The sequence below is a fragment of the Endozoicomonas sp. SESOKO3 genome, assembly GCF_024606255.1.
Genome location: NZ_JAHHPR010000766.1, coordinates 1 through 17,620, shown reverse-complemented (window position 1 = coordinate 17,620; position 17,620 = coordinate 1). Strand labels below are relative to the sequence as shown.

Annotated in this window: 18 protein-coding genes and 1 pseudogene; 13 read left to right on the top strand and 6 right to left on the bottom strand. The window is 46.3% G+C overall.

What is annotated here, in order from left to right:
• The first annotated feature begins 917 nt into the window (after positions 1 to 917).
• The gene (locus KDK18_RS13515) at positions 918 to 1,859 is read left to right on the top strand and encodes a hypothetical protein (protein ID WP_257255456.1); all 942 of its coding nucleotides are present in this window, start codon (positions 918 to 920) and stop codon (positions 1,857 to 1,859) included.
• Positions 1,860 to 1,948: 89 nt separating this feature from the next.
• On the opposite strand, the gene KDK18_RS13510 is transcribed toward KDK18_RS13515, so the two are convergent.
• Positions 1,949 to 2,308: a hypothetical protein gene (locus KDK18_RS13510; RefSeq protein ID WP_257255455.1), complete on the bottom strand. Its 360-nt coding sequence runs from the start codon at positions 2,306 to 2,308 to the stop codon at positions 1,949 to 1,951.
• Positions 2,309 to 2,638: 330 nt separating this feature from the next.
• On the opposite strand from KDK18_RS13510, the gene KDK18_RS13505 reads away from it, so the two are divergent.
• The 4 genes from KDK18_RS13505 to hslU all read left to right on the top strand — a co-directional run bounded on the left by KDK18_RS13505 (position 2,639) and on the right by hslU (position 7,567).
• A complete protein-coding gene (locus tag KDK18_RS13505; protein ID WP_257255454.1) occupies positions 2,639 to 3,238 on the top strand; it encodes an SPOR domain-containing protein in 600 nt (199 codons plus the stop codon).
• A gap of 68 nt (positions 3,239 to 3,306) precedes the next feature.
• On the top strand, positions 3,307 to 5,427 hold the full coding sequence (locus tag KDK18_RS13500) for a S9 family peptidase (RefSeq protein ID WP_257255453.1): 2,121 nt from the start codon (positions 3,307 to 3,309) through the stop codon (positions 5,425 to 5,427).
• 152 nt (positions 5,428 to 5,579) lie between these two features.
• Complete coding sequence (gene hslV, locus KDK18_RS13495; protein WP_257255452.1) at positions 5,580 to 6,128, top strand: ATP-dependent protease subunit HslV; 549 nt, start codon at positions 5,580 to 5,582, stop codon at positions 6,126 to 6,128.
• 98 nt (positions 6,129 to 6,226) lie between these two features.
• Positions 6,227 to 7,567, top strand: coding sequence for an HslU--HslV peptidase ATPase subunit (gene hslU, locus KDK18_RS13490; RefSeq protein ID WP_257255451.1), 1,341 nt, complete (start codon positions 6,227 to 6,229; stop codon positions 7,565 to 7,567).
• 4 nt (positions 7,568 to 7,571) lie between these two features.
• On the opposite strand, the gene KDK18_RS13485 is transcribed toward hslU, so the two are convergent.
• The 3 genes from KDK18_RS13485 to KDK18_RS13475 all read right to left on the bottom strand — a co-directional run bounded on the left by KDK18_RS13485 (position 7,572) and on the right by KDK18_RS13475 (position 9,311).
• Positions 7,572 to 8,714 (bottom strand): LPS O-antigen chain length determinant protein WzzB, encoded by a 1,143-nt coding sequence (locus KDK18_RS13485; protein WP_257255450.1) that lies wholly within the window; start codon positions 8,712 to 8,714, stop codon positions 7,572 to 7,574.
• Between the two features lie 26 nt (positions 8,715 to 8,740).
• On the bottom strand, positions 8,741 to 8,875 hold the full coding sequence (locus KDK18_RS13480) for a hypothetical protein (protein WP_257255449.1): 135 nt from the start codon (positions 8,873 to 8,875) through the stop codon (positions 8,741 to 8,743).
• Positions 8,876 to 8,996: 121 nt separating this feature from the next.
• Positions 8,997 to 9,311 carry a hypothetical protein gene (locus tag KDK18_RS13475; protein WP_257255448.1) on the bottom strand — a complete coding sequence of 105 codons (315 nt, stop codon included), beginning with the start codon at positions 9,309 to 9,311 and terminating at the stop codon, positions 8,997 to 8,999.
• A 277-nt stretch (positions 9,312 to 9,588) separates the two neighbouring features.
• On the opposite strand from KDK18_RS13475, the gene KDK18_RS13470 reads away from it, so the two are divergent.
• Complete coding sequence (locus KDK18_RS13470; protein WP_257255447.1) at positions 9,589 to 9,972, top strand: DUF971 domain-containing protein; 384 nt, start codon at positions 9,589 to 9,591, stop codon at positions 9,970 to 9,972.
• A gap of 8 nt (positions 9,973 to 9,980) precedes the next feature.
• Here the strand turns inward: KDK18_RS13470 and KDK18_RS13465 are convergent, their stop codons facing one another.
• Complete coding sequence (locus tag KDK18_RS13465) at positions 9,981 to 10,448, bottom strand: hypothetical protein (RefSeq protein WP_257255446.1); 468 nt, start codon at positions 10,446 to 10,448, stop codon at positions 9,981 to 9,983.
• Positions 10,449 to 10,708: 260 nt separating this feature from the next.
• Here KDK18_RS13465 and adk point away from each other — a divergent pair, with 260 nt between their 5' ends.
• The 7 genes from adk (at position 10,709) to KDK18_RS13430 (ending at position 16,332) form a co-directional block, all read left to right on the top strand.
• Positions 10,709 to 11,359: an adenylate kinase gene (adk, locus tag KDK18_RS13460; RefSeq protein WP_257255445.1), complete on the top strand. Its 651-nt coding sequence runs from the start codon at positions 10,709 to 10,711 to the stop codon at positions 11,357 to 11,359.
• Between the two features lie 157 nt (positions 11,360 to 11,516).
• Positions 11,517 to 12,188, top strand: a complete 672-nt coding sequence (gene tsaB / locus KDK18_RS13455) for a tRNA (adenosine(37)-N6)-threonylcarbamoyltransferase complex dimerization subunit type 1 TsaB (RefSeq protein WP_257255444.1) — start codon at positions 11,517 to 11,519, stop codon at positions 12,186 to 12,188.
• Between the two features lie 74 nt (positions 12,189 to 12,262).
• Positions 12,263 to 13,066, top strand: coding sequence for an undecaprenyl-diphosphate phosphatase (locus KDK18_RS13450; protein WP_257255443.1), 804 nt, complete (start codon positions 12,263 to 12,265; stop codon positions 13,064 to 13,066).
• A gap of 335 nt (positions 13,067 to 13,401) precedes the next feature.
• A complete protein-coding gene (locus KDK18_RS13445) occupies positions 13,402 to 14,322 on the top strand; it encodes a class I SAM-dependent methyltransferase (protein ID WP_257255442.1) in 921 nt (306 codons plus the stop codon).
• 283 nt (positions 14,323 to 14,605) lie between these two features.
• Positions 14,606 to 15,265: a peroxiredoxin gene (locus KDK18_RS13440; protein WP_257255441.1), complete on the top strand. Its 660-nt coding sequence runs from the start codon at positions 14,606 to 14,608 to the stop codon at positions 15,263 to 15,265.
• An 11-nt stretch (positions 15,266 to 15,276) separates the two neighbouring features.
• Complete coding sequence (locus KDK18_RS13435; RefSeq protein WP_257255440.1) at positions 15,277 to 15,426, top strand: hypothetical protein; 150 nt, start codon at positions 15,277 to 15,279, stop codon at positions 15,424 to 15,426.
• A 117-nt stretch (positions 15,427 to 15,543) separates the two neighbouring features.
• Positions 15,544 to 16,332: a class I SAM-dependent methyltransferase gene (locus KDK18_RS13430; protein WP_257255439.1), complete on the top strand. Its 789-nt coding sequence runs from the start codon at positions 15,544 to 15,546 to the stop codon at positions 16,330 to 16,332.
• A 98-nt stretch (positions 16,333 to 16,430) separates the two neighbouring features.
• On the opposite strand, the pseudogene KDK18_RS13425 reads toward KDK18_RS13430, so the two are convergent.
• Positions 16,431 to 17,620: pseudogene (locus tag KDK18_RS13425) on the bottom strand (glycerol-3-phosphate 1-O-acyltransferase); the annotation flags it as partial.

The window sequence follows — 17,620 nt, the reverse complement described above, 5'->3', positions numbered from 1 at the left end:
TTTTATGCGGGTGGTAATGCTCTTCCATCATGGCTCTTTGCGAGAATCTGGATTTAAAGGGTTTCGTGCCCTGCATTTAAAAATTTGTACAAATGTGCAAATTCGCAGAGTGGAGGGAAACGCTAGTGCTTAGTTTAACCCCCGAAGCATACATGAGTGAGGGCAATGGGGGTAGCGTTTGTCTCTTCCAATATGAAATTTCAGCAGAAACAGAAGGTGCACCTACACTTTCTGAGCGTCGAGCTCGCGCTGAATGGCCAACAATAAGGCTCTGCAGTAGAAATAACGCCAAATTTATGGACCGCGCCGGAGATGCAGGCTCCCGGGATTTTTTGTTATAGGGTTTGTACAACAGAGCACAACAAGGCTGACAGGACGACAAAGTATAAGTTTGGTGATGTACTGAATGCAATGGATGAAGTGGGTGTGCTGGACGTGGCTAATTTGTTCCAGTTTTGTATATTCAGTGAATGACCAGTAATAAACCAAGTGCCAGAATGCTCTTGATATACTTCCTCCAACACAATTGACGCACTGATGGATTCATGATTGAAAGACAAAGATACTTAATTCTGAACCATTGCACTCGCTAAAAACGAGAAATCGTTCAACTCTATCTAATGGTGCGGCTGAAAGAACTTCTGATATAAAAGTATAAAAAAGCAGGGTTAAAATTGCGGTTTTGTCTATATGCACGGGCTATAGCTCTTTTAAGTATTTGAAACTAGCATATTTAATTGATGTGTACTTGCCATATAACCCAATTATAGGGGCTGCTCCGCAGGTGCTGCCCCCTCCCATCTGGAAATTTTTGTAAGGTAGCCTTGCTGAATGGTTAGCAATGATAACCAATTATGGAACAGATTTCATAAACAGATATCTCATATTTAAATCATTTTTTTTAGGAGATATCAACTATGTTGCCAAGTCAAAAGCCCGTAGTATCTAAATTGCAAGCTCAATTTTGCTTAGCACCTAAATTAGAGCTTGATAAAGAGCTCGATTTACCTGCCACTAAAAAATGTAAGGCTGGTGATAGTAGTGAATTGAAAGGATGGGCACTAAAAAAAAGAAAAATAGAATCAAAGTCTTTAAATAAACCGTCTGACATTGATGAAATAAAAGAACTTAAAGCATTGGTTTCGAAGATGGGTGGCGCATTAGGGGGTGGTATAACACTTTCTGATGAAGTGAAAATAAAGGATAAGGAGAAAATGATTTCTCTATTCAACTTGATGCATGCATGTTTAGAAAAATATGAGTTGAATGAAGTGCCAGATAAATACCCCGATTTAATAAATATAAAAGAGGCAATAGAAGATACAACAGGTTTATTTAAAAGTGTGTGTGATGGATTTGTAAGAATTTCTTGTTTAAGGAGTTGTGTTAATATCGATCAAGTGTTTTTAGCTAAATTGCATGACTATTTGGGTGATGATACTTGCTTGGAAGTTTATGCTGGTAATGGTTGGCTTGCCTCAGAACTTAAACTAAGGGGGTGCAATATTGTTGCTACGGATAATTTCTCCAGGTTTGATAAAGAAAGAAGTAGATATTCTCCATTTTTAAGAAATGTCGAAAAAGTAAACGCTTCCGATGCCGTTGCTGATTTTATTGGTAAATTACAAAATAAAGAAAGAGGAGCTATATTAGTGTGTTTTCCCGAAGGTGATTTAAATGAATTAAAGTTGGTTTTTAAAGCACCAGTACAAAATCCTGATATTAGAATAATTGCTATAGGAGCTAATGCTGCAATGTGCTGTATGCCTGAAAGTTTATCTAACAGCGATATAACAGAAACAATAGCCTATACCCCATCCATGAATGGAGAACGTGTTATAGAATACCGGTCCACCTAAGGCTTCAGCCGCGAGCCGACAGGCACGTCGGGCGGAGCGGCGAAGCCCCAAGAAGCCCCAACGAACCGGAAGCATTCGTTTGATCGTGGTTATTGGCGGGTAAGCAAGGCTTGGAGCATTTCTTTGACTTCACTAAATTCAGAGCTTTGCTGGTCAATTTTCTGTTCGAGGCAGTCAAACCGCTCTTTAACCTCATGTTTGAATTGGCTATGTTCTTTTTCTTGCAGGTCAAAGCGCTCTTGAACCTCATGTTTGAATTGGCTATGTTCTTTTTCTTGCAGGTCAAACCGCTCTTTAACCTCATGTTTGAATAGACTGTGTTCTTTTTCTTGTTGGTCAAACCTTTGGTGCATTTCACCACGGGTTTGACCCAGACCATCAACTACGTCAGTCAAAGTGTTGCGAATATGATCAATCTCTGTTGGCTGAGGTCTTGCTTTGGCGCTCACTGGCATAACTCCAATCAATGTGAGTGAATAGCACACAGTAGCAGAGATTAACGCTAAGACACTTTCTTTGTGCGCTCCACCGTCAACTCCGCTCTGCAATGACCTTCTTCTACCGTTTTGAAATGTCCCGTTTTCAGCTTGGGATTGGCCATAAAGACCAGATCTAAAGTCACAAGTGCCGTGATTGCATGGTAACAGAGGGTATCCGTGGTAATATGACCTTGTTCGTGAAAATCGTCTTCTTAAAAAGGATATTGTGCAAAACTCCGGTTCATGGGTGAGGATGAGTCTCTTGTTTTTCCCTTTTGAAGTAGATTTTGCATCAGACATATGAGCACCCGTACTCCACCAAAAAGAGGCGCCAGCAAGGCCGCTTCGAAAAAGAAATCCAGTCAACAGTCAAAGCTGCCAGGCTGGATCTGGCTGGTCACCGGTTTTGCGGCTGGCTTTTTTGTGGCTTTCCTGATCAATCTGACACCGGCTCCTGTTTCCGTTAATGCGCCTGCCAAGTCCGCTGAAGCGGCTCAGCCCGATAAGAAAAGTCCGGAACCGGTCTTTGATTTTTATACCGTGCTGCCCGAACAGGAAGTCATTCTGCCTGAACCTGTTGAGCGGCAGTCGCCGCCGACAGTAGCGGCCAGTGAAAAAACTGGTTCAAAATCCGTGTCTGAAGCGCAAACAACCACAAAGCCCGGTGTAAAGTATTTGTTACAGGCAGGTTCATTCCGAAGTGCCAAAGATGCCGAACGCCTCAAGGCTCAGTTGCTGTTGGCAGGCCAGGAACCCAGAGTCGTCAAGGTGACCGTGGGGGCAGGGGAGTCATGGCACAGGGTTCAGCTGGGGCCTTTTGAAACATCAGAAAGTATTGATCAGGCAAAGCAGGTGCTGGCTGATTTCAAAATTGATGGTCTGTTGCTGAGAATGAAATAGCTGGATTCACTTTTTATTCTTGAATGATACAGTGCCTTGAGCGAAGAAAAATCAATCAGGTGGTAAGTATGAAAGCACCGGTAGCCCAAAAAATAGCCCATGAAATCGTTCAACATGGTATTAGCAGGGTGGATGACTACCACTGGCTGAGAGATAGAAACTGGCAGAAGTTTATTGCCGGTGATCTGGATTTTGATAATCCAGCGGTTCTTGAGTACATCCGGTCTGAAAATGCCTATAAAGATGAGTGGATGAAAGGCTACAAGGAGGTTGAAGAAAACCTCTACGGTGAAGTTCTGTCTCGTATCAGGGAAGATGATGAATCTTGGCCGGTCAAAGAAGGTGCTTTTTTCTATTACACAAGGGAAGAAAAAGGCAGGGACTATCCGATTCTTTGTCGCAAGAAAGGCTCAAGAAAAGCTCACGAAGAAGTCTACTTTGATGTAAACAAGGAAGCAGAAGGTAAAGAACTTTATATTTTCGGTGCTTCAGGCACTAACCTCAAGCAGACTCATTTTGCCTACAGTTTCAATCTGACCGGTTCAATGGAGAGAACCATCCGGGTTCGGGATCTGGAGACGGGGCAAGATCTGAAATGGGAGTTTCAAAACAGTACCGGGTCTTTTCTTTGGCATGGCAATGAGCATCTGTACATTGTTGAGCGGGATGAGTCGGGTCGTGGTCGTGACGTGTACAAAGTCGATATTCACAAGGGCGTTACTGAAAAGGAGTTAATCTATTCCAAACCGGAAGAATACGACAGTATGTTTTTATCGTTATCCCGAACCAATGATCGTGAGTATTTCATGATTCATCTGGATAGTGGTTCTACTCATGTCGTGTATGTGGCTGGACGGAATTCTGATCAGTTTGAAAAGTTTGCTGTGGGTGAGAACGATGTCTCTTTCTCCCTGGAGCATTACAGGGGGGACTTCTACATTCTGACCAATCAGGATGAAGCCAATGACTTCAAAGTCATGAAGTGTCCGGCAGCTCCTCACATGCCGATAGCCGATGAAATGCCTGTAGCTCATGAACAGTGGGCTCAGGAAAACTGGCAGGACTTCATTGCGGAGCAGAAGGGCCTGTGCCTGAGCAGTATCCACTTCTACAGCCACTTTCTGATTGTTGAACGCAAAAATAACCAGAAAGTGCTCGACGAAGTGGCTGTGATGGATATGGATTCCGGAACCTTCTCAATCATCTCCATGCCTGAGGAGGCTCATTGTCTGGAGTTTTATGGTGACTGGGATCATCAGGCGACCGTTGTCAGGCTTGATTATGATTCACCTATATCGCCAAACACAGTGTTTGAGCTGAATCTGGAAAATGGCGCTTTGACAGAAGTTTATCGCAAGGATGTTCCGAATTTTAATGCCTCGCTCTATGAAGTGAAGAGAGAGTTCGCCCCGGCTCGGGATGGTGAGCAAGTGCCACTGACCATTATCTACAAGAAAGGCACTAAGCTGGATGGTAGCAACAAGACCATGGTCTATGGTTATGGTTCTTATGGTCATGGAATGTCGGCAGGTTTTTCTTCGCCTAAATTCAGCCTGATTGATCGTGGTTTTGTCTATGCCATTGCTCATATCAGAGGTGGCGATGACAAGGGGTATGACTGGTATCTCAATGGTAAAATGCAGCATAAAATGAACACCTTTAACGATTTCATCGATTGCTGTGAGTACCTGATTCATCGTAACTATACAAGCAAAGGCCAGATTGCTATCAATGGTGGCAGCGCGGGCGGCTTGCTAATGGGGGCTGTCACCAATATGAGACCTGATCTGTTTGGTTGTGTTGTTGCCGATGTGGCTTTTGTTGATGTGATCAATACGATCAGTGATGCATCTTTGCCCCTGACTGCGCCAGAGTGGGAAGAGTGGGGTAACCCGATAACGAGTAAAGAAGACTTTGACTACATCTCTGGCTACTCTCCCTACGACAATATAGAGGCCGGGAACTATCCGCCTGCGCTCTACAACTCGGGGATATCCGATGAGCAGGTCACTTACTGGGAGCCGACCAAGATGGTGGCCAAACTCAGGGCGTTGAAAACCGATGACAACCCTCTGATCCTTAATATGAAAATGCATGCAGGCCATGCCGGTGCCAGCAGGCGTTACGAGTGGATACAGGATATAGCGTTTGACTACTCCTTTATCCTGAAATGCTTTGATATGCGGTAACAGAGTGCCAAGTGCGAAAATTACACTCATCACCAACTGGTTAGTTACTCACAATGCGGTATGGAAAGTTTTTCCGGGCCGCCCCCTTGATAATTCTGTCTTCTCCCCAATATTAAGTGACGAATCAAGCAAAATGCTAAAAGGAGCCTACCTTGGAACAGTATCGTGGCACCACCATTCTGTCCGTACGTCGAAACGATAGTGTGGTCGTAGGCGGTGATGGTCAGGTTTCACTGGGTAACGCCGTCATTAAGGGTAATGCCCACAAGGTGCGTCGCCTGTTTAAAGGTAAAGTGATAGCTGGCTTTGCCGGTGGCACAGCAGACGCATTTACTCTTTTTGAACGTTTTGAAGCCCAGTTGGAAAAGCATCATGGGCGTCTGGAAAAAGCAGCCGTTGAACTGGCGAAAGAATGGCGTACCGACAGGACATTGCAGCGTCTGGAGGCCATGTTGATTGTAGCTGATGCTAAAGCATCTCTGGTCATTACCGGCAATGGTGACGTTATGGTCACTGATGATGGCATTCTGGCCATTGGCTCGGGTGGATTCTTTGCTCAGTCTGCTGCCAAAGCGCTTTATCAGAATACTGATTTGGGCGCGAAAGATATCGTAGAGAAAAGTCTGGAAATAGCTGCAGATGTCTGTGTCTATACCAACCAGAACCGGGTTATCGAAGAAATCAAGATAGAGCAGTCTTGACCAAAAGGCTGAAAAGCAGAAGTCAGTTACAATATGGCTTCTCGCTGACAGTGTTTAAATGGTGAGTTTGCTGATCTTTCGTTTACAGAGTTTGTGACATGTCAAATATGACCCCTCGTGAAATCGTTCACGAACTGAATAAACATATTATTGGCCAGGATGATGCCAAGCGAGCCGTAGCCATTGCTCTTCGCAATCGCTGGCGTCGTATGCAGCTGGATGAAGAGCTGCGAAATGAAATCACTCCCAAGAATATTCTGATGATTGGTCCTACCGGCGTGGGTAAGACTGAAGTCGCTCGCCGTCTGGCTAAACTGGCTAATGCGCCTTTTATCAAGGTCGAGGCAACCAAGTTTACAGAAGTGGGTTATGTTGGCCGTGATGTTGAATCTATTATCAGGGATCTGATGGATGCAGCTATAAAAATGCTGCGTGAGCAGGAAGTTGAGAGAGTAAAAGATCGTGCTCTCGATGCGACAGAAGAAAGAATACTGGATGCCTTACTGCCGCCTCCCCGCTCCTTCTCGGAGGACGCCGAAAAGCCTCAGGATAATACAACCCGTCAGGTGTTCCGCAAGAAGCTGCGTGAAGGCCAGCTGGATGACAAAGAGATCGAGATTGATGTTCGCGAAGCAGCCATGGGTGTGGAAATTATGGCACCTCCCGGCATGGAAGAAATGACCAGCCAGCTGCAGAATATGTTCTCAAATCTGAATTCTGGAAAGCAGAAAAAGCGCAAGCTAAAAGTCAAGGACGCTTTGAAACTGGTTCAGGACGAAGAAGCTGCGAAACTGGTCAATGAAGATGAACTCAAAACCAGAGCGATAGAATCTGTTGAGCAGAATGGCATTGTTTTCATCGATGAAATTGATAAGGTGGCCAAGCGCTCTTCCAGCTCAAATGCTGATGTTTCCCGTGAAGGTGTTCAGCGGGATCTGTTGCCATTGATCGAAGGCTGCACCGTTTCCACCAAGTACGGTATGATCAAAACGGATCACATTTTGTTCATGGCTTCAGGGGCGTTTCATCTTGCCAAGCCATCTGATCTGATTCCGGAACTGCAGGGCCGCCTGCCTATTCGTGTTGAATTGAAGGCACTTACCACCAGAGACTTTGTTCGTATCCTGACTGAGCCGAATGCATCCCTGACGAAGCAATATCAGGCTCTGATGAAGACAGAAGAACTCAATATTACCTTTGCTGAAGATGGTATTGCCCGAATTGCGGAAGTGGCCTGGACAGTCAACGAGAACACCGAGAATATCGGTGCCCGTCGTCTACACACTGTTATTGAGCGTCTGCTGGAAGAGATCTCCTACAGTGCAGCAGACCTCTCTCACAAGCACAGCGAATCACCGCTGTTGATTGATGCTGCTTATGTTAACGAGCATCTGGGTGAGTTGGTTCAGGACGAAGATCTGAGTCGCTATATCCTCTGACCTTTTAGCCGACCATACTCGGGACGTTATGGTCGGCAGCTCGCTTTTTCTCTTCTCTGCTTTTGAGAGCTATCCTGATCAGGGCAAGGAAGACTCCGGCCATCAGACCTAACATAGCGCCTAAAACGACAATAAGCTTTTTATTGGGTATAGAGGGCGAAGCTGGCACGACCGCAGGTTGCTCTATCTTGGCTGGAATCATGGAAGAAAAGTCCGGGTCCAGTTTTTCTAATTGTTCCAGCTGGTAAACACGACCGGATACACCTCTGATATAGGGTTTTTCTGTGCTATTTTCTGTTTCGGGAATGCTGTAAAAGCGATACTTCTCAATTCTGTTATTGATCGCGTCAACTCTCGACTTCAGAAGCTTCTCACCCAGCAGGTAAGGGGCTCCATCAAGAATGGTTGCATTCACTTCACTGGTCCGAAGTTCAGTAATCCCGGCGGCTTGTGCCTGGGCTAAAGCTTCTCTCAGTTCTGTCAGGCGCAGTTTGTTGTAGGATATGAAGTTTGATTCCAGACGATTGATATGGCTTATGATCTGTTTTTTCTTTATGTCAATCTGTGCTTGAAAGTTCTCATTCATATGGTTTAAAAATCGGTCCTGAGCGTATGGCAAAAGAATTTCATTGACGATTGATGCTGATTCTTCAGGGCTGTGAGAGCTATATCGAATTTTCGTTCGACTGTCCCCCTTGTCCGTTGTGATGGCTAAGTTGTTAGAGAATGCCTGATATTGCGCTGCAAGCATTTCAGGATCGGGTGTGGAAGTATTATCCGCAAGCGATGACTCCTGGAAAGCATAACGTCTTGCAGCAGGACTGGTTAAATACTTCATATACAGCTGATAGGCTTCTTCAGTCGAAAGGTACCCCGAGCCACTGTTATTACTATTTGAAGCAATTAAGAACACATTACTGTTCCAGGCTGCAATATCTGCAGAAGAGGGTTCGTTTAAGACGGCTTCAGTTGTGTAGCTTACAGGAAGCTTAAAGGCTGTAACCACAGCAATGGCTGTTGCTAAAGTGGTAATCGCTATAATCAGCCATTTTTGGGCAAATAGTTTTTCTACAAGCTCAAAAAGATCAATTTCGTCGTCAGGGTAAGGGTTATGGTATAAGTCATTAGGTGTCTGTAGGTTGTTCATGCCTGAGATAAAATCCTTGGGCGTAATTATTGGTTAGGTAATGACTCGCCATTATCCTGAATAAAAGGGTTAATGTCTCCTCTGGTTTTATGTCGATCATTCAGGGGTGGGTTGTAGCTTGCCTGGGACTGGATTGTTGTTATATTGAGGATGTCAGCCAATAGGCCTCCAACTCTGTCGGAGGCCGCTTGACTGTCACTCATAGTTCAGTGATTTTCAACGTTTTATCGCTACTTGCAGTCAACAGCTGGCAGCCATTGGTACTCAAAGCAGCGTAGTTGATCACTTCTTCATAGAGGTGCCTTGTTCGAAGAATACCCCATCGGCATCACGACCAAAGGTTCTCGTTGTTCCATCCTGACTGGTCATCAGGACTTGGCTACCATCGGCGCTGAAGGTAGCTGACCTGATTGGGCTATCACGAAAAACGGTGGCCTTTTCTTCCGATGATCCATCGGATTTCGGGCAATAGATTTTCGCGCTGCCATCATCACAGACGACAACCTTACCGAAACAATTACCTTGAGCTTGAACAGGCTGTGGCGAGACTGAGTAAGTCTGCCCAGCAGCAGCGCTGGGCGTGTTATTTACGTTCATGTTAAGTTCCTTTCGTTAATTTAGTAGTATCCTCGATCACAAGGATGTTGGTTTGAAGGGCATTCAACAAAGATGTCCTTCAACTCTTTGAATGGTTTACAGATGGAAAGTTCAAAACATTGATGTAAGCGCAACTAACAAGGAAGCAAGACTCTATCTGCTACCGGACACCTATTCATCCTTTCATATCAAGGTTTGTCTCAAAATTGTCCCCTACAGAGGACTCTGATGTAGACTGCGTTAAGCCAGTCGTTCAACTAAAGCAGAGACTTTCAGCATGCAGCAAAAAATCCCGGAAGCATTGAACTTTCACAAGCAATCCCAACGACTCGAGTTGAATTACAGTGCAGATGAGACATATCAACTCAGTAGCGAGATGCTTCGCGTCCACAGTCCTTCTGCCGAGGTCAGGGGGCATGGTAATCCAGTGCTGCAAAGGGGTAAAAAGCAGGTTCAGATCATCAGCATAGAAAGGGTGGGCCATTATGCGATTAAAATTCACTTTAATGATGGTCATGACAGTGGCATCTACGACTGGGGCTATCTCTACGATCTTTGCGTCAATCAGGAAAAATACTGGGAGAGCTATCTGGAGAAGCTTCACCAGGCGGGAGAAAGCCGTGAAGCTGATGCTGATGTCGTCAAACTGATGATCCGTTAAATCTTTAATTAATTGAAAAGACTACCTCTTTCGGGTTTCCACAAGTAGACCGCTTTACTCCAGGGGCATTCATAGAGCTGCATCATGGTTCTCTCATTATGAGTGATGACGATCTGGTAAGTGACTGATTCTCTCTGGGGCCTGCTGGTCAGGATAATGGTGGCAGGTTTACTGATAAGAACAGGGGTTCCACCCAGGTTGAGGGTCTGTTGGTAGAGCCTGTTCATGATGGTTGAGATGCTGCCACTGGCAGGATCGTAGGAAAAATTTTCGTTAAATGAAACTCTGTAAGTGCGCTTGTCAACGGGCAGGTCGCCAATGTTCTTGCTTATCTTACAGTTGTCGAGAGTAAGATAGCCGGAAGGCGGTCGGTTACTCTTTATAGCGGATAGTAGCCAGCGATGTCCCATGATTTTAGCGTTAGGAAGTGCCAAAGTGGTGACCGGCAAGGTCACAGCCAGTAGGGTCATAGCCATTATGGACACTATCTTTACTCTGTATGACCTTCTCATGTCTGCTTCTCTTCAGAATGGGCGTTCTGATGACTGTATCGGCCAGCGGATGCAGAAATTTCATAGTTGTGACTTAACCTCGTTTATCTTGGTGATGGGTATATGGAGGTTAGAATTTTCCTGTATCAACTTGTAACGCAGTGACTCTGTGTATATCCTTTGTGCCTTTTAAAATCGTCATAACAAGGCTCGAGCAGTGGGTCTTGACAGACAGGAGCCTGTTCATGAGAGTGATTCTGTTGGGTGCCCCGGGTGCCGGAAAAGGTACGCAAGCCCAGTTTATCATGGAAGAGTTTGGTATCCCCCAGATCTCTACCGGCGACATGCTGCGCGCAGCAATCAAGGATGGTACCGAGCTAGGTCTTAAAGTAAAGGCGGTTATGGATTCCGGGTCTTTGGTCTCAGATCAAATCATCATTGAGCTGGTTAAAGAACGTATCGGCAAAGACGATTGTGCCAAAGGTTTCCTGTTTGATGGCTTCCCCAGGACCATCCCACAGGCTGAAGCACTTCGTGATGCCGGTGTAGATATTGATCATGTGATCGAAATTGCCGTTGAAGATGAAGAAATTGTTCAACGCATGGCAGGAAGACGTGTGCACCCTGACAGTGGCCGTACCTATCACGTTGTCTACAACCCACCAAAGGTTGAAGGTAAAGATGATGTAACGGGTGAAGACCTGATTCAGCGTGATGACGATATTGAAGAGACCGTCCGCAAGCGTCTTGGAGTTTACCACGATCAGACCGCCCCTCTGATCAGCTTCTACGAGAACATTGAAGGACAGACCCGCTATACCCGTGTTGAGGGTGTAGGCAGCGTTAATGATATCAAGGCCAAAGTGATCAGTGCCCTTAAGTCTTCGGCTGCCTGATAAGCTTTGTTGTCTGGCATCTCCAGATGCTAACCGTAGAAAAAAGGACGACTATGCGTCCTTTTTTACGTTTTCAAGAGACTTTCGCATTAGCGGGCAATGATACGGCCTGCTTTTGAATGTGTGAGATACCCCTCCTCTCTATAGAGATACAACGATGAAAATCCTGGCTCTTGATAGCGCTACAGAAGCCTGTTCAGTTGCACTGAATCTGGACGGTGAGATTGTTGAGCATTTTGAGTTGTTACCCAGAAGGCACAGCCGTGAGCTTTTGGGAATGGTTGACAATCTTTTGAAAAAGCAGGGCGTCAGCCTGTTTGATCTGGATGCCATGGCTTTTGGTCGTGGGCCTGGTGCTTTTACAGGTCTCAGAATAGCGACTGCCATGGTGCAGGGGTTAGCGTTTGCCACGGACAAACCGGTTGTTGCAGTGTCAACCCTGAGAGCCTTGGCACAGGAAGGCTTCAGAGTGCATCAGTCAAACGCTGTACTGGCATCTATTGATGCCCGCATGGGGGAAGTTTATTGGGGTGCTTTCAAGGAAGAAAATGGATTGATGAGGCCAGTGATTGAAGAGAGCGTTATTGCTCCAGAGCAAGTGCTCGTGCCCGATGGCGAAGAGAACTGGCTGGGAATGGGAACGGGTTGGCAGTTCGAAGACTTGCTGGCAGCAAAAGTGGTGAAGTGTTTTCCCGAGGCTTATCCCAGAGCGGCAGATATCGCTATTCTGGCTGCGGCTGATTTTAACGAAGGATTTGCAGTGCCTGCTGAGCAGGCCAGACCTGTCTATCTCAGGGATAAAGTTGCTCTCAAGAAAAGTGAACGCTGAAATGCCTTTTCTTTGTTAACCATTCTTTGAAGCCGATATGTGCTGATATTACCCGGTAAGGGAGGGATGCTATCGTGGATAGCCTTCAGGTAATCATTCTTGCTCTGCTTCAGGGCCTGACAGAGTTTCTGCCAATTTCCAGTTCTGCTCATCTGATATTGCCTGCGCAGTTGTTGGGTTGGACGGATCAGGGGCTGGCATTTGATGTGGCTGTTCATATTGGCACATTGATCGCAGTTGTGGTCTATTTTCGTCAGGATTTGATCAGAATTGCCCTGGACTGGCTGGGCTCTGTGGCAGGTAAAGGCTCAACGGTGAACAGTCGTCTGGGTTGGTACCTGATTTCTGCGACCTTGCCAGCGGTTCTGTTTGGTTTTGCCCTGAAGTCTGTGGGTCTTGATGAGGCTATGCGCAGCATTGCTGTCATTGCAGGAACAACCATGATTTTTGGTGCTCTTCTGGGTTGGGCTGACTATAAAGGGAAAAAAATACAGCCTATTGAAACGTTGAACTTCCGTCAGGCTATGATCATTGGCTTTGCTCAGGCTATTGCCTTGATTCCGGGAACGTCTCGCTCAGGTATTACTATAACAGCTGGCCTGATGCTCGGCTTGACTCGTGAGGCGGCAGCCCGCTTTTCATTTTTGTTATCCATTCCGGTCATACTGGGGGCGGGGCTGCTTCTGACACTGGATCTGATTAAATCCACAGAGTCGGTCGACTGGGGCATACTGTTCTCTGGTGCCCTGATAGCAGGTGTCAGCGCCTGGATCTGTATGCATCTCTTTCTGTCATTTATCAATCGAATCGGATTGATGCCTTTCGTGATCTATCGCTTTGCTCTCGTTGCTGTACTGATGGCTGTTATGATGTTCTGACCATCAGTATGGTTATGGCTAAAGGCACAGCCATCTATCCTGCCGTATGGGTGAGTTTATCTACTGAATACTCACTTTTTTGTTATTAAAAAGTGGCTTCTTCTGCCTGTAAATTCCAGTTGATCATTTGTGTAAACAGGCTTTACTTCTTATTAATCGTAATTGGGGACTGTTCAGAAAAGACTGCGTCTGTTTCAGACTGATCTGAATGAAAGCACTTTTTCATAGGACGGACTACTGCACTTGGGTATACGGTTAAGTACGAAAGATCAGTGCCAGCACAGTTGAAGAATTGGTTCAGCTCCTACTCACTGTCCTAAAACCAGGAGATTTGAATGAGCAGTATTCGTCAGGGCATCAATAAAGTATTTCGCCGCCAGACATACCAGGTTGTGAAACCGAGCGAGCATTCCGATACTTCTCCAGACCTCGCCGTCGAACTTGAAAAGTACCGCTCCAGAGATCACTGGAACAGGTTTTGTGAACGCTTGCTACTATCCTCCTTAAAGAGCCTCACACAAAGCGTTCTAATTGAATGCGACAAACACGGAATTGAGGCACAGGAATGGGCGTCTGGTGTTGAAGACGAGTTGCGTTTTTGGTGGGATGGCCTTTCCAGGAATATGCTTGCGGCTCATCATGAAGACTTCCGAAAAGAGTTTCTGCTGGACTTTCCTTTTCAATATGAGGACTCATTACCCGGAAATGCAGAAGGTCATATAGAAATCCTCGATATGGGCTGTGCGCTGAAGCCAGCGGTTGGGCGTCTCCTCAACCAGCAAAAGCTGGACATAATAGCCGCTGACCCACTGGCATGTGCCTACAACACATTGATGGATATCTACGGTCTTGAGCGCGGCTACGACCTGGTTTTTGGTGTAGCAGAGAAAACGGCTGACCTGTTCGGGCAAGAACGGTTTGATTTCATTCTTGCACAGAACTCTATCGATCATGGATACGACCCAATACTTTCCTTTGAGCAGATTTGCAGGGCGTTGAAGGTTGATGGTGCCGCTCGCTTCCAGCATTTTGTAAATGAGGCGGAAACGCAAGACTATTCAGGATTCCACCAATGGAACATCGAAAAACACAGTGATTCCACACTGAGGGTCTGGAACCGTGGCAGCAGTCAGGTCGTTGACTTTAGTGTATATGGCTGCGAGGTTAGCGTGAACGAATTCGTCTATGAACGGTTCAAAACAGAGGAAACTGTTGGCATCAATGTTCAGGTCAAGAAGGTCAAAAGTGTGGTTTGACGTCTAAAGTATTAAGCCAAATCACCTGCACGTGATGTGCAGCTCCTGCGCGGTGTCAGGCAAGGATTTTGCGCAACATCACAGCGGTCCTCAGCGCCATTCATTGCGTTATTTGACACAGCATTGATCTGCTGGGAAGTCTGCGTTTTCTGCCAAAAATTGTAATTCCACACTTTTCGGACAAGACTGTGTCTGTTTCAGACTGATCATAATGAGAACATTTTTTCATCGACAGCGCTGAGACATCGACTCATGACCCGAGATTGCTCCCTGAGGAATTGACATGACTCTGAGAATTAATGACGTTGCCCCTGATTTTGCGGCTCAAACTACCCAAGGCTCCATCCACTTTCATGACTGGATAGGTGATTCCTGGGCCATCTTATTCTCCCATCCAAAAGACTTTACACCCGTTTGTACGACAGAGCTTGGCTATATGGCTCGACTGCAACCAGAGTTCGAAAGACGCAATTGTAAGCTCATTGGCCTGAGTGTGGATCCTGTTGATGATCATGAACGCTGGGCCAGAGACATTGAGGAAACCCAGGGGTACCTGCCCCAGTACCCAATGATTGGCGATACGGACCTTAACGTAGCGAAGCTATACAATATGTTGCCTGCTGACGCTGGAGATACCTCAGAAGGGAGAACAGCTGCCACCAATGCTACGGTAAGAACCGTGTTTATCATTGGGCCTGACAAGCAGATTAAACTGATGATGACCTATCCAATGACCACTGGCAGAAATTTTGATGAGATCCTTCGCTCACTGGATTCTATTCAGCTAACCAGCCGTTGCAGCGTGGCTACGCCAGTGAATTGGCAGCCTGGTGAGGATGTGATCATTCCACCTTCGGTTACGGAAGAAGAAGCCAGAAAGCAATTCCCGGAAGGTTGGATGACACTGAAGCCTTACCTGAGGATGGTAGCTCAGCCTGATTGATGCTGGAATGAATGTCTAAACCACAAATAAAAACAGCAGACCATGAATCTGCTGTTTTTGTTTGTGGTTTGCAGTTTCAAAAAATGGGTCTGGCGGCCTTTCAAACTCATGGCAAGAAGGCAAGAAGGCAAGAAGGCAAGAGGCTGGGCTCTCTTTACTGAAATTCATGCTCTAAAGACTGCTTCCGACGGGCTCCCGGGAGAAGTGATTCGAGGTTTTCAAATGCTTCCCCAGTGATAAAATTCAACCTACCTCAACATGTTGTGAGCAAAAGGCGAATGGCCAGTTCTGTCGTAGTACAAAATCATCCGGATCCTGATAAGCAGGCCTATCTTGATACGCTGCTTCGTGCAATGGATGAAACCTGTCTTATTATGAATCCAGCTGGCTGTGAGGAAGATCAACTTCTTCTTGGTTTTGAAGATGATCGTCTTTCCCTGAAGCGGGCTAATGGCAAGGAAAACCCCATCAGTGTTGACTTTGTGGGTGGCAAGGCGGGCCATAGAAGAAAGTTCGGCGGCGGGAAAAGCCAGGATATAGCCAAAGCGGTGGGCTTGAATAAAGGTGTCAAACCTCATGTGCTGGATGCCACAGGAGGGCTTGGTCGAGACGCATTCGTGCTGGCCTCGCTGGGTTGCAAGGTGACCATCATTGAGCGTTCTCCCGTCATCGCCGCTTTGCTGGAAGACGGTATCAGAAGGGCGATGGAAGATCGGGAGGTCTCGGAGATTGCCGGACGTATGCTGTTGATTAAACAAGACAGTCGTCGTGCAATGGAGTCGAGTATGTCCGCTGGAAAACAGTTCGATGTCGTCTATCTGGACCCCATGTTTCCGCATAAAGGGAAATCGGCACAAGTTAAAAAGGAAATGAAAATCTTTCAGGCGTTATTATCGGGTGATCCTGATGCAGATGAGCTGCTTGAGCCTGCGCTGAAACTGGCCCGATACCGGGTAGTGATTAAAAGGCCCAGGCTATCACCGGAATTGGGCAATGCTTCGCCCACCTACAAACTGCAAGGGAAGGCATGCAGGTACGATATCCATGCTCTTAAGGCATTTGAGTAAAGGTTGTGAATTAAGTATCCAGCGACCGCCATCTTTCAATATCCGCTAAATCCGATGGTGAAAGATGGCGTCTGCACGGGCGCTGTAACGGCAGTGAGTTAATGCTCTTTGATAGGAGTAGGTTGTGTTTTGGTGGTTTGCAGTATGCTGTGGCGGACTTCGCTGGTCAGAACCTTGAAGGCTTCATCGGCGACCATTTTGACTTCATCGCCAAAGTTGAGTTTGTTAGTCTGGGTAATCTCCACTACGTTATTGAGCCGTAATTGCTCGATAAAGTTTTTGAACAGAGCTTTGTCAAAGAACTCGGGAGCATTCAACCCGTGGATAATGGACAGCCTCTGAGCCAGGACTCGACTCTGGTTTTCCAGTGTCTCCTGTTTAATGTTGCCATTGTCATTACTGATCAGCAGGCTGATGACCATGAAAAAGCGCTCGAGCGTCTGGGCAATGGCACGGGAAAGCACTGTCAGAGTGACAAACTGAGCTGAACTGTACTCAGGCTGACGGTAGTAGCCGTCATGGTCGCTGATAATCAGGCCTTCGCTTTCCAATGTTTCCAGCCATTTGACGACCACTTTCAGGAAACTTCTTTTGCTCCACTTCAGAAAGAGTTCAGATTTAAGATAAGGGTACAAAATGGAGCAGACCCGGAAAATTTCTCTCTGCGTCATGGCGCTGTTATTAATAAACAGACAACTGAGCAGGGAAGGCACGGCAAACATATGCAGTACGTTATTCCGGTAATAGGTCATCATGACAGCGGTCTTTTCGTCAAGGCTGTAGACATCACCCAGAGAATCACTGAATTTATTGAGTAAATCCAGCTTCTCCGCATAGCGGATGACGCCATAGCCATCCATATCAGTAATAACGGTCTTGTCGCTGTAGGGGGATTTGCTGAGCAGCCGCTGATAGATCTCTATCAGCAATACCAACTCCTGTTCACCCAGGGCATGACGAGGCGATGAAAGCAGGGCCATGGCGACCAGGTTAACCGGGTTGATGACAGCAGCTGAGTTGATCTCGCTGGCAATTTTGAATGCCAGAGTATTGGTCGCTTGCTTTAACCACTTTGGTTTAAAGCCTTCAGACTGATCTTCCTGCCATTGAGGAACTTCCTTATCCATGAATTCACCCATGCTGACAGGGTTGCCAAAGTTGATCCAGGCTTTGCCAAACTGATCCTTCAATGCTGCCAGTGTTCGCACAACGTCCAGAGGGGACTCTTTTTTCTTACTTTTGCCCCTTAGTTCACTCATGTAAGTGCTGACTTCCAGCAACTTCTCAT